The sequence below is a fragment of the Variovorax sp. dw_954 genome, from assembly GCF_018449755.1.
Lineage (GTDB): Bacteria > Pseudomonadota > Gammaproteobacteria > Burkholderiales > Burkholderiaceae_C > Variovorax.
Genome location: NZ_JAAVVD010000001.1, coordinates 44329 through 63703 on the forward strand (window position 1 = coordinate 44329; position 19375 = coordinate 63703).

At 66.5% G+C, this 19375-nt stretch carries 18 protein-coding genes; 10 read left to right on the forward strand and 8 right to left on the reverse strand.

Annotated features, from left to right (window positions below; translation table 11 throughout):
- Nucleotides 1–117 precede the first annotated feature (117 nt).
- Nucleotides 118–1053, reverse strand: coding sequence for a LysR family transcriptional regulator (locus HB681_RS00210; RefSeq protein ID WP_213953278.1), 936 nt, complete (start codon nt 1051–1053; stop codon nt 118–120).
- 125 nt (nt 1054–1178) lie between these two features.
- Here HB681_RS00210 and HB681_RS00215 point away from each other — a divergent pair, with 125 nt between their 5' ends.
- On the forward strand, nt 1179–2420 hold the full coding sequence (locus HB681_RS00215) for a M20 aminoacylase family protein (RefSeq protein ID WP_213952738.1): 1242 nt from the start codon (nt 1179–1181) through the stop codon (nt 2418–2420).
- On the forward strand, nt 2417–3814 hold the full coding sequence (locus HB681_RS00220) for a M20/M25/M40 family metallo-hydrolase (protein WP_213952739.1): 1398 nt from the start codon (nt 2417–2419) through the stop codon (nt 3812–3814). The genes HB681_RS00215 and HB681_RS00220 overlap by 4 nt, the downstream gene beginning before the upstream one ends.
- A 35-nt stretch (nt 3815–3849) precedes the next feature.
- On the opposite strand, the gene HB681_RS00225 is transcribed toward HB681_RS00220, so the two are convergent.
- Nucleotides 3850–4878, reverse strand: coding sequence for a serine/threonine protein kinase (locus HB681_RS00225; RefSeq protein WP_213952740.1), 1029 nt, complete (start codon nt 4876–4878; stop codon nt 3850–3852).
- Nucleotides 4879–4992: 114 nt separating this feature from the next.
- Here HB681_RS00225 and HB681_RS00230 point away from each other — a divergent pair, with 114 nt between their 5' ends.
- From HB681_RS00230 to HB681_RS00250, 5 genes are all read left to right on the forward strand, one after another.
- Nucleotides 4993–5934 (forward strand): amidohydrolase family protein, encoded by a 942-nt coding sequence (locus tag HB681_RS00230; RefSeq protein ID WP_213952741.1) that lies wholly within the window; start codon nt 4993–4995, stop codon nt 5932–5934.
- Nucleotides 5931–7445, forward strand: a complete 1515-nt coding sequence (locus tag HB681_RS00235) for a sugar ABC transporter ATP-binding protein (RefSeq protein WP_213952742.1) — start codon at nt 5931–5933, stop codon at nt 7443–7445. Before HB681_RS00230 ends, HB681_RS00235 begins: the two co-directional genes overlap by 4 nt.
- A 9-nt stretch (nt 7446–7454) precedes the next feature.
- Nucleotides 7455–8483, forward strand: a complete 1029-nt coding sequence (locus tag HB681_RS00240; protein WP_213952743.1) for an ABC transporter permease — start codon at nt 7455–7457, stop codon at nt 8481–8483.
- Between the two features lie 218 nt (nt 8484–8701).
- On the forward strand, nt 8702–9574 hold the full coding sequence (locus HB681_RS00245) for an ABC transporter substrate-binding protein (protein ID WP_256734795.1): 873 nt from the start codon (nt 8702–8704) through the stop codon (nt 9572–9574).
- Nucleotides 9575–9588: 14 nt separating this feature from the next.
- The gene (locus HB681_RS00250; protein ID WP_213952745.1) at nt 9589–9933 is read left to right on the forward strand and encodes an L-rhamnose mutarotase; all 345 of its coding nucleotides are present in this window, start codon (nt 9589–9591) and stop codon (nt 9931–9933) included.
- Here HB681_RS00250 and HB681_RS00255 read toward each other — a convergent pair.
- The 6 genes from HB681_RS00255 to HB681_RS00280 form a co-directional block, all read right to left on the reverse strand.
- The gene (locus HB681_RS00255) at nt 9914–11014 is read right to left on the reverse strand and encodes a DUF2855 family protein (protein ID WP_213952746.1); all 1101 of its coding nucleotides are present in this window, start codon (nt 11012–11014) and stop codon (nt 9914–9916) included. The two genes, HB681_RS00250 and HB681_RS00255, sit on opposite strands and share 20 nt — an antisense overlap.
- A gap of 216 nt (nt 11015–11230) precedes the next feature.
- On the reverse strand, nt 11231–11656 hold the full coding sequence (locus tag HB681_RS00260) for an organic hydroperoxide resistance protein (protein WP_213952747.1): 426 nt from the start codon (nt 11654–11656) through the stop codon (nt 11231–11233).
- 64 nt (nt 11657–11720) lie between these two features.
- Nucleotides 11721–12176, reverse strand: coding sequence for a MarR family transcriptional regulator (locus HB681_RS00265; protein ID WP_213952748.1), 456 nt, complete (start codon nt 12174–12176; stop codon nt 11721–11723).
- A 181-nt stretch (nt 12177–12357) separates the two neighbouring features.
- On the reverse strand, nt 12358–13941 hold the full coding sequence (locus HB681_RS00270; protein ID WP_345944599.1) for a phospholipase D family protein: 1584 nt from the start codon (nt 13939–13941) through the stop codon (nt 12358–12360).
- A 292-nt stretch (nt 13942–14233) separates the two neighbouring features.
- On the reverse strand, nt 14234–15049 hold the full coding sequence (locus HB681_RS00275; protein ID WP_213952749.1) for a crotonase/enoyl-CoA hydratase family protein: 816 nt from the start codon (nt 15047–15049) through the stop codon (nt 14234–14236).
- A 154-nt stretch (nt 15050–15203) separates the two neighbouring features.
- Complete coding sequence (locus HB681_RS00280; RefSeq protein ID WP_213952750.1) at nt 15204–16052, reverse strand: 3-hydroxybutyryl-CoA dehydrogenase; 849 nt, start codon at nt 16050–16052, stop codon at nt 15204–15206.
- Nucleotides 16053–16146: 94 nt separating this feature from the next.
- Here HB681_RS00280 and purT point away from each other — a divergent pair, with 94 nt between their 5' ends.
- From purT to HB681_RS00295, 3 genes are all read left to right on the forward strand, one after another.
- The gene (gene purT / locus HB681_RS00285; RefSeq protein ID WP_213952751.1) at nt 16147–17352 is read left to right on the forward strand and encodes a formate-dependent phosphoribosylglycinamide formyltransferase; all 1206 of its coding nucleotides are present in this window, start codon (nt 16147–16149) and stop codon (nt 17350–17352) included.
- A 96-nt stretch (nt 17353–17448) separates the two neighbouring features.
- The gene (locus tag HB681_RS00290) at nt 17449–18387 is read left to right on the forward strand and encodes an alpha/beta hydrolase (RefSeq protein ID WP_213952752.1); all 939 of its coding nucleotides are present in this window, start codon (nt 17449–17451) and stop codon (nt 18385–18387) included.
- Between the two features lie 164 nt (nt 18388–18551).
- The gene (locus HB681_RS00295) at nt 18552–19370 is read left to right on the forward strand and encodes an AraC family transcriptional regulator (RefSeq protein ID WP_256734775.1); all 819 of its coding nucleotides are present in this window, start codon (nt 18552–18554) and stop codon (nt 19368–19370) included.
- Nucleotides 19371–19375 lie beyond the last annotated feature (5 nt).

Genomic DNA, 19375 nt, shown 5'->3' on the forward strand with positions numbered 1-19375 from the left:
TGTCTCCCGCTTGGATGTTGGTCGGCGCCCGGTCCAGGCGCCGTCGCCGATTCTGAGGACGGCTCCGGGCGCGAACAATAACGAACGCGCCGGCAAATCGTTGCGCAAATGGCAACGTCAGGGCGCGGGCACGGACTCCGGTCGTGAAGGAATTCCGGCGATGAAGTGGTCGAGCAGCGCGATGACCGCGGGCGGCAGGTGGCGCCCGGTGCGCGTAATGACGTGGGTGGCGCCACGGTTGAGGATGGGGTTGGCCATCGGCAGCGCGACAACGTCCGGCATGTGGATGCGCGCGGCGAAGGAGGCGCTGGCCGTGGTCAGCGCGTAGCCCAGGCCCGCATCCACGAACTGCCACAGCGCCTTGAAGGAGGAGGCGGTCAGCACGTTGCGCAGCGTGATCTGCTCGCTGATCTCGGCGGCGCGCACATGCTGGCGCACGCCGAAGGAATCCATCATGGCGGCGCCGGGGTACCCGATCAGCTCGCTCAACAGCAGCGGCCGCTTGATCGTCGCCAGCGGGTGCGTGCGGTGCACGATGGCCTGGATCGGCGCCGACGGCGTGGCGTGATGCGAGCGCAGGCGCACGTCGGTGGGTGGCTGGAACACCAGGCCGATGTGGGCCTTGTCCTCCAGGATCAGGTCGATGCTGTCGGTGGTGCTCTGAACGTGGAGGTCCAGCGTCATCTGCGGGTGGGCACGCATGAAGTCCGTGATCAGTGGCTGGAAGAACAGGTCGAGCATGCCCTCGCCGAGCACCAGGTCGACATGGCCGCGGTTGGCGTGGCGCAGGCTCTCGACCTCGGCATAGAAGCTGGCCTGCACGTCGAGCTGGCGCCGCGCGTAGGTGGCCAGCAGGCGGCCCGCATCGGTGGGCACGACACCGCGGCCGCGCCGCTCCAGCAGGGTGAGACCGCATTCCTTTTCGAGCAGGGAGACGGCCCGGCTCACGGCCGAGGCCTCGACGTCGAGCTGGTCGGCCGCGGCGCGCACGGAGCCGCTCGCCACGACCTGGAGAAAGTAGTGCACGCGGCGCGAATCGAGCAGTTCCTGCATGGCGTCAAGGGTGGGCGTGTGCACCGACGTGGCGGGGGCACGCGGCGGATTGTTCTGATTTGGTCAACGTTCCCGTTCAGCGTTTGCCATTGTTCACCAAGTGCCGCACTTTCAGAATCCACCGCATGACCTCGACCTCGCTGTCCCCATCCCTCGTCACGATCCCTGAGGCCACCCTCAACGCAATGATCGGCTGGCGCCGCGACTTCCATGCCCACCCGGAAACCGCATTCCAGGAGCATCGCACCGCGCGCGTGATCGGTGGGTTGCTGGAGGGCATGGGCATGGAGGTGCAGCGCGGCATCGCCGGCACGGGGTTGGTTGCCACGCTGCGCAACGGCCCTGGCCCGACGATCGGCCTGCGCGCCGACATGGACGCGCTCGACATGTGCGAGAAGGGCGAGCGCGCGCATGCGTCGACGACGCCGGGCAAGATGCACGGCTGCGGGCACGACGGCCACATGGCCATGTTGCTGGGCGCGGCGCGCCACCTGAGCGAACGGCGCGACTTCGAGGGCACGGTGCACTTCATCTTCCAGCCGGCTGAAGAGAACGAGGCTGGCGGTCGCGCGATGGTGGAGGCGGGCCTGTTCGAGCGCTTCCCGTGCGACGCCGTGTTCGGCCTGCACAACGCGCCCGACCTGCCGTTCGGCCACTTCGCCCTCCGGCCGGGCCCGATGATGGCCTGCTCCGACCTGTTCGAGATCGTGATCTCCGGCCAGGGCGCGCATGCCGCGCATCCGCAGAAAAGCCGCGATGCGGTCGTCGCGAGTTCGCAGGTCATCGCAGCACTGCAGGGCATCGTGAGCCGCAACGTGAGCGCCACCGACGCGCTGGTGCTGAGCATCACGCAGATCAACGGCGGCGACACCTGGAACGTGATCCCCGAGACGGTCACGCTGCGCGGAACCTGCCGCTCCTTCGTGCCGGCCGTGCAGGACCGTGCCGAGGCGCGCATCCGCTCCGTCTGCGCGGGCGTGGCCGAGGCGAGCGAGACCAAGATCAGCCTGAACTATCGACGCCACTACCCGGCCGTGGTCAACGCGCCTGCGCAGACCGGCGTGCTGGTGCGCGCGGCCACGCGGCTGGTCGGCGCCGACCGGGTCGACACCCAATGCGGCCTGCGCATGGGCTCGGAAGACTTCGCCTTCCTGCTGCAGGCCTGCCCCGGCGCCTATGTGCTGCTGGGCACTGCACGCACGCCGAACGACCCGCCCGTGCACAACCCGCACTACGACTTCAACGACGACGCGCTGCCGCTGGGCGCGGCGTTCTGGGTGTCGGTGGTGCATGAGGCACTCGCGCCGCGCGCCGTTGATCAAAATAAGCACCTGGAATCAAGTCACAAGGAGGAGACGTTCCCATGAAACCCAGGTCATTTGCATTGCTGTTGCCGACCGTGCTCGGGGCTTGCGCCGGGCTGGCGCAGGCAGCGCCCCCGGTCGACGAAGCCAGCTGGTTTCGCGACACCTACAAGGAATTGATTGAAATCAATACGACCTATTCGGTCGGCAACACCACCGAAGCGGCGAAAGCGATGCAGAAGCGTCTCGTCGATTCAGGCCTGCCGTCCGCGGACGTCGAGGTGATCGAGCCCTTCCCCAAGCGCGGCAACCTGCTGGCGCGCTATCGGGGAACCGGCGCGAAGAAGCCCTTGCTGTTGCTGGCGCACATCGACGTGGTCGAAGCCAAGAAGGAAGAGTGGAAGACCGACCCCTTCAAGCTCCAGGAGCAGGACGGCCACTACATCGCGCGCGGCGCCATCGACGACAAGGCCATGGCGTCCGCGTACGTGTCGGCGCTCGGCCAGTTGCGGCGTGAGGGCTTCGTGCCCAACCGCGACATCGTGCTCGCCCTGACCGCGGATGAAGAGCGCGACGTGCCATCCAACGGCGCGGCATGGCTCCTGAAGAACCGGCGCACGGATGTCGATGCGGAGCTCGGCATCAACGAAGGAGGCCGCGGTGAATTGAAGGGCGGCAAGCCATCGGTGCATGTGATGCAGATCGGCGAGAAGACCTACCTCGACTACGCGTTCGAAGCGACCGGTCCCGGCGGGCACAGCGCCAGGCCCACGCCCGACAACACGATCTACGACTTGGCCGATGCCTTGGTGCGCCTGCGGCAGTACCGCTTTCCGGTGCAGATGAGCGAGGCGACGCGTGTGTACTTCGAACGCTCCGCGCCCTTCCAGGAACCTGCGTTGGCCGCGGACTTCCGCCAGGTCGCCTCGGGCAAGCCTTCGCCGGAGGCGATCGACCGGCTCTCGAATCGCTCGGCCATCGTCGGGCTGCTGCGCTCGACCTGCGTGGCCACGCAAGTCGAGGCGGGGCATGCGCCCAACGCATTGGCGCAGCGTGCGAAGGCCACCGTCAACTGCCGGGCGCTGCCGGGCGATGACATCGCAGCCATCAAGGCAAAGCTCGACGAGATCGCCGGGCCGAAGGTCAAGGTGACGCCGATCGAGCTCAGTGACTCGGCCCCGGCTTCCCCGATGAACCCGGCCTTCATGGGTGTCGTCGAGCGCATCAGCGAGGCCATGTGGCCGGGCGTGCCGGTGATCCCCACGATGGGCGTCAGCACCACGGACAGCTATCGATTCCGCGCGGCGGGGATTCCGATGTACGGCGTGTCGGGCCTGTTCGTCGACCCGGAGAAGACGGGCGTGCACGGGCTCAACGAGAACATTGGCGTCCAGCAGTTGAAGGACGGGCGCGAGTTCATGTATCGGCTGATCAAGGGGCTGGCCTCGGGGCAGTAGCTGGCTCGCCCGCGAGCCCATGCGGCAAGACCACATCAGGCGTAGAGCGGCTCCTCCGCCATGGCTTCGCACTGGTCCTGCAGCATCTGCACCTGGCCCATCCAGTAGTCGCTGGAGCCGAACCATGGGAAGTTGATCGGGAAGATCGGGTCTTCCCAGCGGCGTGCCAGCCATGCGCTGTAGTGGATGAGGCGCAGCGTGCGCAGCGGTTCGATCAGCGCCAGCTCGCGCCGGTCGAACTCGCGGAACTGCTCGTAGCCTTCCAGCAGGCCGCTGAGCTGGCCGGTGCGCTGGCCCCGATCACCCGAGAGCAGCATCCACAGGTCCTGCACCGCGAAGCCGGTGCGCGCATCGTCCAGGTCGACGAAATGCGGGCCGCCGCCGGGGCGGTCTGTCGGGGTCCAGAGGATGTTGCCGGGATGGCAGTCGCCGTGCAGGCGCAGGCTCCTGAACTCGTTGCCAAAGGCGCCTTTGGCGTCCGTCGAGAGCGCCGTCGACGCGATCATCTCCAGCGCTTCGTTGCAGTGCTTCTCCCACAGGCTCTGCACATCGAGCGGGATCTTGTCGTGCTTCAACAGCCAGTCGCGCGAGGCGATGCCGAAGCTTTGCAAGTCCAGCGCGGGCCGTGTCTTGAAAGGCTTCTTGGCACCCACCGTGTGGATGCGGGCGAGAAAGCGGCCGACCCATTCGAGCACTTCGAAGTCGTCCAGCTCGGGTGGCCTGCCGCCGCGATAGGGGCTGACGCTGAACGCGAAGCCGGCATGCTGGTGCAGCGTTGCGCCCTTGAGTTCAAGCGGGGCGACCGCGGGCACCTCGGCGACGGTGAGCTCGGCCGAGAAGCCATGCTCCTCCATGATCTGCGCCTCGCTCCAGCGGCCCGGCCGGTAGAACTTGGCGACCACCACGCTGCGGTCCTCCAGGTGGATTTGATAGACACGGTTCTCGTACGAGCTGAGCGCCTGCAGGCGGCCGTCGCCGTGCAGGTCGAGCGTCGCGAGTGCGTCGAGCACCACGTCCGGCGTGAGTGACTCGTAGGGGTGCGCGAGCGCGTTGGATGCAGACATGGGCCCGATTGTCGCCGTGGGCCTCGAACTGACCGATACCGACGTACCGGCGCGGGTAAGTCCTAGCGCAACGAGCGCCCGCGCCGAGGTGCGTTCCTCAATAATTTGCCGGCCATGACGATCCGGCGGATTGACGCGCATCAACATTTCTGGCGACCCGCGAGGGGCGACTACGGGTGGCTGCGTGCGGACGATGCGAAGCTCGCGCCGCTGTACCGGGACTTCCTGCCCGCGGACCTGCAAGCCACCTTGCAGGTCCATCACGTCACGCAGACCGTGCTGGTGCAGGCCGCGCCGAGCGAAGCAGAGACCGACTTCATGCTGGCCCTCGCCGAGTCCACCGGCTTCATCGGCGGCGTGGTGGGTTGGGTCGACCTGGGCCGTGCCGAATCGGCCTCCACGCTGGCGCGCTGGGCCGAGTGGCATCCGCACCTGAAAGGCGTGCGGCCGATGCTGCAGGACCTTGCCGACCCCGACTGGATCGCCCATGCGCCGCATGCCGACACGGTCCGCACGATGCAGCGCCTGGGCCTGCGCTTCGATGCACTGGTCAAGCCGCAACACCTGGGCGCGCTGCTGCGTTTCGTCGAATCCTGGCCCGAGCTGCCGGTGGTGATCGACCATGCCGCCAAGCCGCCGTTGGTGGAAGGCTGGGATGCCGATTGGGTCGGCCAGTGGCGCCGTCGGATGACTGAACTGGCCGCGTACCCTCTTGTGAGTTGCAAGTTCTCCGGCCTGCTCACCGAGGCACCCGAAGGTGCCGGCACTACGGAATTGCGGCCTGTGTGGGATCACCTGATCCATTGCTTCGGCCCCGAGCGCCTCATGTGGGGCAGCGACTGGCCCGTGCTCAACCTTGCAAGCGACTATGCGAACTGGATCAACGTGGCCGACAGCCTGATCGACGAACTGTCGCCCGACGAGCAAGCGCGGGTCTGGCACGGCACGGCTGCTTGTTTCTACGGCATGGAGATGAGCGCAGAGCCCCGACCGGCGGCCCGGTCGCCCCAAGGTGCTGCTCGCACATCGGTGCGCAGCGAGCAGATTCCCGAATGACCCCCATCGTCGTCATCCGCAACCTCAGCAAGTCCTTCCCCGGCGTGCGCGCCCTTGACCGCGCGCAGTTCGAGTTGCTGCCCGGCGAAGTGCATGCGCTCATGGGCGAGAACGGCGCGGGCAAGTCGACGCTGATGAAGGTGCTGGCCGGCGTCTACCGCAAGGACGAAGGCGAAATCCTCGTCGACGGCAAGCCCGTCGACGTCGAGAGTCCACGTGCCGCACAGGCGCTGGGCATCGGCATCGTGCATCAGGAACTCAACCTGATGAACCACCTGAGCGCCGCTCAGAACATCTTCATCGGCCGCGAGCCGCGCGGACGCTTCGGCGTGTTCCTCGACGAAGACGCGCTCAACGCGAAGGCCGACACGATCTTCCAGCGCCTGCACCTGAAGCTCAACCCGCGCACGCAGGTCGGCGACCTCACGGTGGCGAAGCAGCAGATGGTCGAGATTGCCAAGGCGCTCTCCTTCGACTCGCGCGTGCTGATCATGGATGAGCCGACCGCCGCGTTGAACAACGCCGAGATCGAGGAGCTGTTTCGCGTCGTGCGCCAGTTGCAGGCCGAGGGCGTGGGCATCGTTTACATCTCGCACAAGATGGACGAGCTGCGCCAGATCGCCGACCGCGTGACGATCATGCGCGACGGCCAGTACATCGCCACCGTGCCGATGGCCACCACGCCGATGCAGTCGATCATCAGCATGATGGTCGGCCGCGAGCTGAGCCAGGAAGTGCCGGACATCCCGGACACCTCGGCCAACCCGGTCGTGCTGGCGGTCAGGGGCCTGCGGCGCGGCGCCGCCATCAAGGACGTGGGCTTCACGCTGCGCAAGGGCGAGATCCTCGGCTTTGCCGGCCTCATGGGCGCAGGCCGTACGGAGGTGGCGCGCGCCGTGTTCGGCGCCGACCCCATCGATGCCGGCGAAATCGAGGTGCACGGCAAGCGCGTGACCATCCACTCGCCGCAGGACGCAGTGGGCCACGGCATCGGCTACCTGTCGGAAGACCGCAAGCATTTCGGCCTGGCCACGGGACTCGATGTCGAGACCAACGTGGCGCTGGCCAGCCTCAGGCGCTTCACCCGCGCCGGCATGTTCATCGACCAAGGCGCGATCGGGAAGACCGCGAAGGACTACGTCCGGCAGCTCAGCATCAAGACCCCATCGGTGCAGCAGTTGGTGCGCCTGCTGTCGGGCGGCAACCAGCAGAAGATCGTGATTGCCAAGTGGCTGCTGCGCGACTGCGACATCCTGTTCTTCGACGAGCCCACGCGCGGCATCGACGTCGGCGCCAAGAGCGAGATCTACAAGCTGCTCAACGCGCTCGCCGCGCAGGGCAAGGCGATCGTGATGATTTCCTCGGAACTGCCCGAGGTGCTGCGGATGAGCCACCGCATCCTGGTGATGTGCGAGGGCCGCATCACCGGCGAACTGAAGGCCCACGAGGCCACGCAGGAAAAGATCATGCACCTGGCCACCCTGCGCGAAAGCACGACCACCGCCGCCTGAAGCGTTTCCATGGCCAACAACCCCACCACCACTGCTTCCTCGCCCCCCGCCACACCTTCATCGGGCATCGCGGCCCGCCTGTTTCGACCGGCCACGCGGCAGAAGCTGCTGGCATTCGCGAGCCTGCTGGTGCTGATGATCTTCTTCAGCTTCGCCTCGTCGAACTTCATGCAGACCGACAACATGGTCGCGATCCTGCAGGCCACTGCCGTGAACGGCGTGCTGGCGATCGCCTGCACCTTCGTGATCGTCACCGGCGGCATCGACCTGTCGGTGGGCACGATGATGACCTTCTGCGCGGTGATGGCGGGCGTGGTGCTCACCTACTGGGGCTTGCCGCTCGCGTTGGGTGTTGCCGCCGCGATCCTCTTCGGCGCGCTGTGCGGCTTCACGTCGGGCGTGCTGATCGCCAAGCTCAAGGTGCCGCCCTTCATCGCGACGCTCGGGATGATGATGCTGCTCAAGGGCCTGTCGCTGGTCATCTCGGGCACCAAGCCGATCTACTTCAACGACACGCCCGGCTTCACCTACATCTCTCAGGAGTCACTGATCGGCGACCTGATCCCGGCGCTGCCCATTCCGAACGCGGTGCTGATCCTGTTCATCGTGGCGGTGGTCGCGAGCATCGTGCTCAACAAGTCCGTGCTGGGCCGCTACACCTTTGCGCTGGGCAGCAACGAGGAGGCGGTGCGCCTGTCGGGCGTGAACGTCGACTTCTGGAAGATCGTGGTGTATTCGGTGAGCGGCGCCATCTGCGGGATCGCCGGCCTGCTGATCGCCTCGCGCCTCAACTCGGCGCAGCCGGCGCTGGGGCAAGGCTACGAACTGGACGCAATTGCGGCCGTGGTCATTGGCGGCACCTCGCTCAGCGGGGGCACGGGCACCATCATCGGCACCATCATCGGCGCGTTCATCATGAGCGTGCTGACCAACGGACTGCGCATCATGTCGGTGGCGCAGGAGTGGCAGACGGTGGTGACCGGCGTCATCATCATCCTGGCCGTCTACATGGACATCCTGCGCCGAAGACGTGAATAAATCTACTGCGCGTCCCGATCTCGCACCTCCGGTCCTCACCGTATTGATATACGGTTCCGGTCCTCGGCGCGACCTCAGGGCGCTCGCTACGATTTCTTCACGTCTTCGGGGCCTGTGCATATCGAATCCTTAACCCAACGGAGACACGAAGCATGAAGAGAAGAGCAGTGAACTTTGCCGCGGTGCTGGCCGCATCGCTCGGCCTGAGCGGCGTCGCGATGGCGCAAGAGACTTACATCCCGCTGGTGTCCAAGGGCTTCCAGCACCAGTTCTGGCAGGCGGTGAAGCAGGGCGCCGACCAGGCTGCGAAGGACTACAAGGTCAAGGTCACGTTCGAAGGCCCCGAGACCGAGGCGATGGTCGACAAGCAGATCGACATGCTGTCCGCCGCGCTCGCCAAGAAGCCCCAGGCGCTGGGCTTTGCGGCGCTCGACAGCAAGGCCGCGATCCCGCTGCTCAAGAAGGCGCAGGCGGCGAAGATCCCGGTGGTGGCCTTCGACTCGGGCGTGGACAGCGACATCCCCGTGACCACCGCCACCACCGACAACAAGGCCGCCGCAGCGCTGGCCGCCGACAAGATGGCCGAGCTGATCGGCAAGTCCGGCGAGGTCGCGCTGGTGGTGCATGACCAGACCAGCCGCACCGGCATCGACCGCCGCGACGGCTTCCTCGACCGCATGAAGTCGACCTACCCGAACATCAAGATCGTCAGCGTGCAATACGGCGGCGGTGACCAGCTCAAGTCCACAGAGATCGCCAAGTCGATCCTGCAGGCCTCGCCCAATCTCAAGGGCATGTTCGGCGCGAACGAGGGCTCCGCGATCGGCGTCGTCAATGCAGCCAAGGAGACCAAGCGCAAGATCGTCATCGTCGGCTACGACTCGGGCAAGCAGCAGAAGGACGCGATCAAGGACGGCACGATGGCCGGCGCGATCACGCAGAACCCGGTGGGCATCGGCTACAAGACGGTCGAGGCGGCGGTGAAGGCGCTGAAGGGCGAGACCTTGCCCAAGGTGATCGACACCGGCTTCTACTGGTACGACAAGAGCAACATCGCGGATCCGAAGATCGCCGCGGTCCTGTACGACTGAACCGCGACCAGGCCATGCAGCACGTCCTCGCACTCGACCTGAAGGACGACCCGGCGCTCATTGCCGAGTACGAGGCGCACCACCGCGCCGTGTGGCCCGAGGTGCAGGCGCACCTGCGGCGCCACGGCGTGACGGAGATGAAGATCTACCGGCTCGGCACGCGCATGGTCATGGTGATGCACACCGACGATGCGGTCTACGACGCGGCGCGCATGCAGGCGGCGAGCGAGTCCGATCCGGTGCTAGTCGACTGGGAGGCGCTCATGTGGAAGTTCCAGGCGCCCACGCCATGGACGCCGGCCGGCAGCAAGTGGATCGAGCTGAAGAAGGTGTTCGACTTCAGGTCGCCGCCGGTTTGATCAACGACAGCATGTGCCCTACCCGTGGATGGCTCTTGCCGCCGAGCACCTCCAGGTAGGCCGCATGCACGGCGTCGGGGCCGCGATGATGGTCGACCACCAGCCAGGGACCCGCCGGATCGGTGACCTGCGCGGTGAACTCGTGCCAGGCTTCCAGCAGCTTGCGGTTGAGTTCCGCGGCGCCCCAGTCCTCGCTGCGCTTCTTGATCTGCGCTGGTGCAAAGAAGAGCGTCGCCTTGGGCCCGGGCAGGTTCTTCGCCCCGCCCAGTTGCTCCACGTGCGTGCCGCCGATCGAACTGCTGAACTTCAGGTTGACGAAGCGCGTATGGACCTCCAGCCGGAAAGCCGCGTTGCCGGCGAAGTCGACGTACACGCAGGCCGCGTCTGTCGGAATCTGGTCCAGTTCGTCGTAGCCGACCACGCGGCTGTAGCAGCCCAGGCTTTCGCAGAACAGCTTGTTGCCGGGCGAGGTCAACCCGATCACCTCGATGCCCTCGCGCTGCGCCAGCATGAAGGCGGTGCCGTAGGCCGTCTTGCTCGATGCGCTGGACAGCAGCACCGTATCCGCGCCGAAGAAGTCGTTCTCCGCGAGGAAGTCGTCGATCAGCCATGAGGTGGTGAACAGCGGTCTCAGCAGCGCCTGCACGTCCTCGCTGCCGGCGGTGTAGACCGGGTCGGCGCTGCACCGCATGTAGCGGTTGTAGACGCCGTGCAGTTCGGCCCGGTGCGGCGCGGCGTCGACCAAGCTCTCGGGCTTGAGCCGGTCGGCCTGCAGCACCACCTGGTCGGCCATCGGGAAGTAGCCGTAGAGGCGCTCGCCCACGGCCACGCCCGGGTTCAGCGACTGCACCACGGTGCCGAAGCCCCACACCGGGATCACGCCCCAGCCTTCTTCGCCGCTCGGGAAGAAGTTCCAGTAGCTCATCGCCGCGCCGAAGGCGGCGTAGGTGATGTTGTTGGACGTGAGGGCGAAGGTGTCGATGCGGATCCGGACCTGGCCCGTCGCCAGCGGTGCGTCCGCGCTGGTGCGCAGGCGTGCGGTGGGCAGGGTGTCCTTGCGGGCGAGCAGGGTGGTGGTCATGGGGTGGTCTCCGCGAAGGTGCGAACCTTATACGACTTCGCAATCAAACGCATGACGGCGTGGATCGCCTTGCCGTGCTGAAGCACTGTCTGCGGCGCTCCGCCTTGTCCTGCGCTTGATTGCGAAGTCGTACCCGCGCACCCTCAGGGCAAGCGCGCGAAAAAAAGCCCCGGCCGCCTCGAGGGCGACGGCCGGGGCGCCGAAATCAGTTGAAGATCAGACGATTTCGAGGTTCACGTCGATGTTGCCACGGGTGGCGTTGGAATAGGGGCAGACCTTGTGCGCGGTTTCGACCAGCAGCTTCTTCTGCGCGTCGTCCAGGCCCGGCAGCGTGATGCCCAGCGTGACCGCGATGCCGTAGGCGGCGCCGCCGTTGATCGGGCCGAGCGAGACCTTGGAGTCGATCGCGACGTCGTCCGGCACCTTGACGCTGATCTTCGGGCCGACCGCCTTCATGGCGCCGATGAAGCAGGCGGCATAGCCGACTGCGAAGAGCTGCTCTGGGTTCGTGCCCGGCTTGCCCGAACCGGGCGAACTCAGCTTGACGTCGATGGCGCCGTCGCTGGATTTGCCGGCGCCGTCGCGGCCGCCGGTAGTGTGGGCTTCAGCGGTGTAGAGAACCTTGTCGAGTGCGGTGGTCATGTCGTGTCGTTCCTTGGGGTGGGTGAAAGAAAAATGCTTCATTGGCGAAGCGCTGGGAGAAAACCTAGGCGGCGGCCGCCCTGATGCGGTCGCGCAATGACTGGAGCTGCCGCGTGAGCCCGACCAGTTCGTCGATGGAGCACTCGCTCGCGGCCAGCAGGCAGGCGGGCACGCTCGCGGCCCTGGCCTTGAGCTTGCGCCCGGCGGCGCTCAGCGTGACGTGCACGCGCCGTTCGTCCGCGACGTCGCGCAGCCGCGTGACGAGCCCGTTGGCTTCGAGCCGCTTGAGCAGCGGCGTGAGCGTGCCTGAGTCGAGCGAGAGCTGCGCGCCGAGTTCCGACACCATCAACCCGTCGCGCTCCCAGAGCGCCAGCATGACGAGGTATTGCGGGTAGGTGAGGTGGAGCTTGTCGAGCAGTGGCTTGTACAGCCGCGTCATGGCCAGCGACGCGGAATACACCGCGAAGCAGAACTGGTTGTCCAGCTTGAGCATCTCGTCGGTGGTGGGGGCGTTGCGCATGGGCTGGATTGTAGGGTCCAATTAAATTGTGCGCAATCTAATTGGATTGGCCATGCGCTGCGAAGGGGTAGGCCAGGCCGCGAGGACGTCGGGGTCCCTGCTCTGCCAGGAAGCCTCTGCCACGTCGACCTCGGCGGCGCGGTCCGTGCCTGGGCGCGGAATGCACGGAGACCAGCGGCCCCTACAGCATCCACTCGATCGGCAGGATTCGCAGGAAGTCGACCCAGCCGCGACGCATCGCGGTGGAGCCCGGCTCGGTCGTGTAGCGCGTCTCGCCCTGGGGGCCGCGCTCGATCCATTCCAGGCTGTCGCCGTCGGGCAGAAGGCGCACTTCATAGGCTTCGCTCGGCAGCAGGCCGTCCAGCTTGGTGGACAGTCCATTGGCGAGCACCGGGCTGTCGATCACCATCCCCATCTCGGTGTTGAGGCGCGCCGAGCGCGGGTCGAGATTGAAGGAGCCGACGAAGACGCGGTTGCGATCCTTCGAGAAGGTTTTGGCATGCAGCGCGGCGGCCTTCGTGGTGCCGCTGCCGCTGCCGGGAAGCCCGCGAGGCACATCATCGTTGTCCTTGACCGATGGCAGCGCCGCACCGGGCTTGAGCTCGTAGAGGACGACGCCGGCCTTGAGCAGGTCCTTGCGGTACCGGGTGTAGCCGGCGTGCACCGGCGAGACGTCCGTCGCCGAAAGCGAGTTGGTCAGCACGCGCACCTTGACGCCACGCTTCGCCAACGCCATCAGACCTTCCGAGCCTTCCTTGCCCGGCACGAAGTAGGGCGAGACGAGGTCGAGCTGCCGCTCGGGCCGGCCCATGGACTGCTCAAGGTGGGGAAGGAGCTGGAACTCGGTCCGGTCGGAGGTCGACAGCGTCTTGGCCGGGTCGTCATTGATGACGTGCGCCGTCGTCCACTCGAAAGGAACGCGGTCCTGCGACAGTTGCGACACCAGCGCCGTCTTCTGCACCACGTCCACGTAGCGCTGCGCCTCTTCGCTCTGGTGGACCTTTTGCCAGCCTTCCCGCAGAATTGCCGGGCCGCCCGCGTTCGATGGCGGAATCACGCTGGCCGCGGGGTAGGCGGAGGGGCTGTTCCAGAACAGGTCGAACTCGTTCGACACCTCCTGCACCACCGCGCCGATGGCCAGCACGTCGAGATCCTGGAAGCCGACCTGCGTGTTGGCGCCGAAGTACTCGTCGCCGATGTTGCGGCCGCCCACGATCGCCGCCTGGTTGTCCGCCGTGAACGACTTGTTGTGCATCCGGTGGTTGACGCGCGTGAAGTCGAAGGCGAAGTCGCCGAGGCGTGCGCCCCGATTTGCAAACGGGTTGTACAGGCGCACCTCGATGTTGGGGTGCGCGTCCAGCGCGGCCAGGATCGGGTCGAGCCCCTTGGTGTTGGCGTCGTCGATGAGCATCCGCACGCGCACACCGCGCTCTGCCGCCTCCCACGCAGCCTCCCACAGAAGCTGGCCGGTGGTGTCCGAATGCCAGATGTAGTACTGCATGTCGAGGGTGCGCTGCGCCAACCGCGCGAGTGCGATGCGCGCGGCGAATGCCTCAGGCGCAATCTGCAGGGGATGGATGCCGGATTGCTGCGGATGCGCCGCGACGCGTTGGCGCAGGGCCTGGCCGAGTCGCGTGTCTGCCGTCTGTGTCATGGCCGTAGAGGGCGTGCGCTCCACCGTTCCCGGCAGGGACGAGCAGGCGGACACGAGGGAGGCGATGCACAGGACGGCGAATGCGCGGAAGGCTGACGACAACGTGATCACGGCGACTCCTCTGTGGCACAGAGGCGCATTCTAGGCACGCGTCACAGTCTGCTGACTGACGTTCTCAGCCCTTGCCCGGCAACATCCACATCGGCACGGAACTCTTTCAGGTCCTGGCGACCTCGCCGCACCATTCCTTTGCGGCGAACTTCCGCTGGGCACGCGCAGCAGGCACGCCCACCCAGCGCATGATGAGGCTTACCTGCAGCGCGCCGTCCTTCGAACCCCTGCCGCGCGAGTCGTCGCGTTCGGCAAAGCCGGTGCTGACGGCCCGCCCCTCTGACACAGCGTCCTACCGCCCGGTAAATCGCGAAGGCCGACGCTCCACAAAAGAGCGGACGCCTTCGGCGGCGTCCTCGCTGTTCGACAGCCGCTTCTGCGTCTCGATGAATTCCGCGACGGCAGCAAGCGGCCCGTGCTCCACCGCCTTGATGACGTTGAGCCGGGTCGCCACCACCGCCAGCGGCGCCTGAGCCGCGATGCGCTGCGCGATGGCCAGCGCCGCGTCCAGTTCCTGGCCTGCGGCCACCACCTTTTGCACGAAGTTGAGGCGGAAGGCTTCCTCGCTTCCGAATTCGTCCGCCGTCAGCAGGTGCAGCATCGCATTGCCCACGCCCGCGCGCTCGGCCATGCGCAGCGTGGCACCGCCCGTGGCCATGATGCCGCGCTGCACTTCGAGCTGCGAGAAGCGGCAGTTGTCGGCCGCCACCACGATGTCGGCGCCCAGCATCAGCTCGATGCCGACCGTGAAGCAGATGCCCTTGACCGCCACCACCATCGGCTTGACGCGCCGACGGTAGTCCGGCAGGCCGAAGTCGTGCGGCTCCACCAGCCCGGCCGGGATCGCCTTTTCGCCGCGCCGCATGTACTCGGACACGGCCGGCAGGTCCAGCCCCGCCGTGAAGTGGTCGCCGAATGCATGCAGCACGCCGACGCGCAGTTCGGGGTCGTCATCGAGTCGCGTGTAGGCCTCGGCCAGCTGCTTGAACATCGGCGGCGTCCAGCCGTTGCGCTTGGCCGGACGGTTGATGCCGATCAGCAGGACGTGGCCGAGCACTTGGGTGTCGATGCAGCCTTCTGCGGGCGGGCTGGTGGGGGTGGCGGTCATTGTGTTGCTGTCTCCTTGGAAGAAAAAATACGAACGCAGAAGTCGCAGAGGTTCCGCAGAAGTCGCAAAAGGACTTCCAGGAAATATTTGGTTTTCCTTCTGCGTCCTCTGCGAAACCTTTGCGCCTTCTGCGTTCGGCTGTCCGAATCCGATTTCAGTAGGTATAGACGCCGCGCTTGGTCTTGCGGCCCAGTTGCCCCGCGGCAACCATCTCCTTCAGCAGCGGACACGGGCGGTATTTCGAATCGCCGAACTGCTCGAGGTAGACCTCCATCACAGCCAGGCACACGTCGAGACCGATCATGTCGGCGAGTGCCAGCGGGCCGATCGGCTGGTTGCAGCCCAGCTTCATGCCGTCGTCGATGTCCTCGGCCGTGGCGATGCCTTCCGACAGCACGAAGAAAGCCTCGTTGATCATCGGGATCAGGATGCGGTTGACCACGAAACCCGGCGCGTTCTTCACGGTGATCGGCGACTTGCCGAGCTTCACGGCCAGCTCCTTCACCGCGTCGTGCGTGGCATCGCTCGTGAGGTAGCCGCGGATGATTTCCACCAGCGCCATCATCGGCACCGGGTTGAAGAAATGCATGCCGATGAAGCGGTCGGCGCGAGAAGTGGCAGCGGCCAGTTGCGTGATCGAGATCGACGACGTGTTCGACGCGATGATCACCTCGGGTGCCACCATGTCGTCCACCTGCTTGAGGATCTTGAGCTTGAGCGCGTGGTTCTCGGTCGCGGCCTCGATCACGAGCTGCGCGGACTTCAGGTGTTCGTAGTTCGTCGAACCCTTGATCAGGCCCAAGGCCGTCGCCTTCTGCGCTTCGGTGAGTTTCTCCTTCTTGATCAGGCGGTCGAGGCTGCCCGAGACAGTGGCGATGCCCTTGTCGACCCCCGCCTGCGCGACGTCGACCATCACGACGTTCACGCCGACGACTGCGCAAGCCTGCGCGATGCCGTTGCCCATGGTGCCGGCGCCGATGATGCCGACCGTTTGAATAGCCATTTGAAAAGCTCCTGGTGTTGCAAGAAATAGGGGCGGGCCTGGCGCCCGCGATGGCCGCCATTTTGTGCCACGCGGTGAATTAAAGTCCGTCCCCATGACGACGCTCGGCACACCCCTTTCCCCGTCCGCAACCCGCGTGATGCTCCTTGGCTCCGGCGAACTCGGCAAGGAGGTGCTGATTGCCCTGCAGCGCCTCGGCGTCGAGACCATCGCGGTCGACCGCTACGAGAACGCGCCCGGCCAGCAGGTTGCGCACCATGCACGCACCATCACGATGAGCGACCCGGCCGCGCTCAAGGCGCTGATCGAGTCGGAAAAACCGATGCTCGTGGTGCCCGAGATCGAGGCCATCGCCACGCCGATGCTGCAGGAGCTCGAAGACGCCGGCGTGGTCCGCGTGATTCCCACCGCCCGCGCCGCACGCCTCACGATGGACCGCGAAGGCATCCGCCGGCTCGCCGCCGAAACGCTGGGCCTGGCGACCAGCCCCTACAAGTTCTGCGACTCGCTGGCCGAGTTGCAGTCCGCCATCGACGGTGGCATCGGCTACCCCTGCGTCGTCAAGCCCGTGATGAGCAGCTCCGGCAAGGGCCAGAGCAAGATCGACGGCCCGGCCGACGTGCAGAAGGCCTGGGACTACGCCATGGCCGGCGGCCGCGTGAGCCACGGCCGCGTGATCGTCGAGGGATTCATCGACTTCGACTACGAAATCACGCTGCTGACCGTGCGCTCCCTCGGCGCTGGCGGCCAGGTGCAGACATCGTTCTGCGAGCCGATCGGCCATCTGCAGGTGAGCGGCGACTACGTGGAGAGCTGGCAGCCGCACCCGATGACGCCGGCCGCGTTGCAGAAGGCGCAGCAGATCGCGCAGGCCGTGACGGCCGACCTGGGCGGGCAGGGCCTGTTCGGCGTCGAGTTGTTCGTGAAGGGCAACGAGGTCTGGTTCAGCGAGGTCAGCCCGCGGCCGCACGACACCGGCATGGTGACGATGGCGACGCAGTGGCAGAACGAATTCGAATTGCATGCGCGCGCGATCCTTGGCTTGCCTGTGGACACCACGCTCAAGAGCGCGGGCGCCAGCGCCGTGATCTACGGTGGTGTCGATGCCAAGGGCATTGTTTTCGGCGGCGTGGCCGAGGCGATGCGGGTGCCGGGCGCCGATGTGCGGCTGTTCGGCAAGCCGGAAAGCTTCGTCAAGCGCCGCATGGGTGTGGCGCTGGTGCATGCGGACGACGTCGAGACGGCGCGCGCCCGGGCGCGCGAGGCGGCGGCCTGCGTCAAGCCGCGCGTCGCCGGCTGAGCACGCGAGCCGGCCATCCGGGTGCCTGCGGATACCGCGATCCCTTGATTCGGTCGAAACTGGTCACTTCCACAGCCTCCCAAGAGACCCGAGCCCATGCTCCACCCCCAAGCCCGCGGCCTGCTCGACTTCATTGCATCGCGCAACGTGCCGCCGACGCACACCTTGCCCGCAGTCGAAGCCCGCGCCTTCTACCGCGAGCGCCGCGCCGTGACGCAGCCCGAACCCTCCGCCGTCGCCGAAGTGCGTGAACTCAGCGCTCCCGGCCCCGCAGGTGCGATCCCGCTACGCCTCTACCGCCCCATGGGCAGCCAGCCTGTCGACGTGTTGCCGGTGCTGGTCTACTACCACGGCGGCGGCTGGGTCATCGGCGACCTCGACACGCATGACGTGCTGTGTCGCGAGCTGTGCAACGGCTCCGGCTGCGCGGTGATCGCGGTCGACTACCGGCTTGCACCCGAGCACCGCTTCCCCGCGGCCGTCCACGACTCGTGGGCGGCCACGCGCTGGATCCGCCAGGAGGCGGCCTCGCTCGGCATCGATGCCAACCGCCTGGCCGTCGGCGGCGACAGCGCAGGCGGCAACCTCGCTGCCGTGATGTCGATCATGGCGCGCGATGCCGGCGATCTGCCGATCGCATTCCAGCTCCTGATCTACCCCGGCACCGACATGCGCCGCGGCCATGCCTCGCACACCACCAACGGCAAGGGCTACCTGCTCGAGGCCGACACCATCACCTACTTCCACGACCACTACATCACCGACGTGGCGCAGGACCTCGACTGGCGCGCGTCGCCGCTGCTGCACAAGGACTTGTCGAAGCTGCCACCCGCGCTCGTGATCACCGCCGGCTTCGATCCGCTGCGCGACGAAGGCCTCGAATATGCCGACACGCTGGCCGCCGCCGGCAACCGCGCGACCTACGTCTGCTTCGAGCGCCAGATCCACGGCTTCATCACGATGGGCAAGGTGCTCGACGAAGCGAATGCGGCCGTCGGCCTTTGCGCGGCCGAACTGCGGCGCGCATTGCGGTGAACCCCAACTAGGGAAAGTCCCGGCGCAAATGGGCCTCTCGCGTCGATTTGCGCCGCTACGATGCCCCGATCGCGAAACGGATGGCGCAGCGAGAGCAGCAACTGCAATCACTACAACAAAAGCGGCAGCCAACCGATTCCACACACACAGGAGGCAACAAGGGCATGCAGGACTCAACCGGCAGCGCACGACCTGTGAAGAGGGGCGAGCGACTCATGTGGATCACGACGCAGCGCGTTTTCTATGCAGGCCTGCTCGGCGCCGCGGGCGAGCGGACGCTTGGCGGGCACGGCGTGTATGTGACGCCGGCCGGCGCGCCACCCAACCGCATCCGCATCGGCGGCGGCGCGTGGCAAAGCGGTGAGTTGCTGGTGGTGCCGGCGCAGGTGCCGCACCAGGTGCAGAGCGAGAGTCCGCTCATCCTCAACCTGCTCATCGAAGCCGACTCCGTGGACGCCGGTGCATTGCCTTCGTTCATGCACCACTGCGGCCCGGTCGACGACGCGCCGGCCTTCGTGCAGCGCGTGCGCGACGGCCATGCCCGGCTGCTTGCGGCGTCGGGCCGCGAATGCTTCAACAGCTTCGACTTCGACACCTTGTTCTTCGGCGCGGCGCTGAAGCCGCGCACCTTCGACGCGCGCATTCGCGAGGTCGTCGACCGCATCAATGCCGACCCGGCCGGCGCCGCGTCGGCCGAGTCATGCGCCGCCGCCGTGCATCTTTCCTTTTCGCGATTCCTGCATCTGTTCAAGCAGGAAACCGGCGTGCCGTTTCGCGCGTTCCGCGCCTGGAAGCGCGCGCGCAGCCTGCTGCGCTACGTGCGCGAGCCGTCCACGCTGACCGACATCGCCCTCGACGCGGGCTATCCCGATTCCACACATTTCAGCCATTCGATCCGACAGGTGTACGGCCTGCGTCCGAGCGACATTCTTGCCGGCTCGCGCCGCCTTGCGTTGCACGACGCAGGGCGGGTGGTGTTGTGAATTCG

Excerpts from the sequence above, each read along its gene's own strand:
- HB681_RS00210 (WP_213953278.1), bottom strand. The coding sequence starts at position 1,053 with ATGCAGGAACTGCTCGATTCGCGCCGCGTGCACTACTTTCTCCAGGTC.
- HB681_RS00215 (WP_213952738.1), top strand. The coding sequence starts at position 1,179 with ATGACCTCGACCTCGCTGTCCCCATCCCTCGTCACGATCCCTGAGGCC.
- HB681_RS00220 (WP_213952739.1), top strand. The coding sequence starts at position 2,417 with ATGAAACCCAGGTCATTTGCATTGCTGTTGCCGACCGTGCTCGGGGCT.
- HB681_RS00225 (WP_213952740.1), bottom strand. The coding sequence starts at position 4,878 with ATGTCTGCATCCAACGCGCTCGCGCACCCCTACGAGTCACTCACGCCG.
- HB681_RS00230 (WP_213952741.1), top strand. The coding sequence starts at position 4,993 with ATGACGATCCGGCGGATTGACGCGCATCAACATTTCTGGCGACCCGCG.
- HB681_RS00235 (WP_213952742.1), top strand. The coding sequence starts at position 5,931 with ATGACCCCCATCGTCGTCATCCGCAACCTCAGCAAGTCCTTCCCCGGC.
- HB681_RS00240 (WP_213952743.1), top strand. The coding sequence starts at position 7,455 with ATGGCCAACAACCCCACCACCACTGCTTCCTCGCCCCCCGCCACACCT.
- HB681_RS00245 (WP_256734795.1), top strand. The coding sequence starts at position 8,702 with ATGGCGCAAGAGACTTACATCCCGCTGGTGTCCAAGGGCTTCCAGCAC.
- HB681_RS00250 (WP_213952745.1), top strand. The coding sequence starts at position 9,589 with ATGCAGCACGTCCTCGCACTCGACCTGAAGGACGACCCGGCGCTCATT.
- HB681_RS00255 (WP_213952746.1), bottom strand. The coding sequence starts at position 11,014 with ATGACCACCACCCTGCTCGCCCGCAAGGACACCCTGCCCACCGCACGC.
- HB681_RS00260 (WP_213952747.1), bottom strand. The coding sequence starts at position 11,656 with ATGACCACCGCACTCGACAAGGTTCTCTACACCGCTGAAGCCCACACT.
- HB681_RS00265 (WP_213952748.1), bottom strand. The coding sequence starts at position 12,176 with ATGCGCAACGCCCCCACCACCGACGAGATGCTCAAGCTGGACAACCAG.
- HB681_RS00275 (WP_213952749.1), bottom strand. The coding sequence starts at position 15,049 with ATGACCGCCACCCCCACCAGCCCGCCCGCAGAAGGCTGCATCGACACC.
- HB681_RS00280 (WP_213952750.1), bottom strand. The coding sequence starts at position 16,052 with ATGGCTATTCAAACGGTCGGCATCATCGGCGCCGGCACCATGGGCAAC.
- purT (WP_213952751.1), top strand. The coding sequence starts at position 16,147 with ATGACGACGCTCGGCACACCCCTTTCCCCGTCCGCAACCCGCGTGATG.
- HB681_RS00290 (WP_213952752.1), top strand. The coding sequence starts at position 17,449 with ATGCTCCACCCCCAAGCCCGCGGCCTGCTCGACTTCATTGCATCGCGC.
- HB681_RS00295 (WP_256734775.1), top strand. The coding sequence starts at position 18,552 with ATGCAGGACTCAACCGGCAGCGCACGACCTGTGAAGAGGGGCGAGCGA.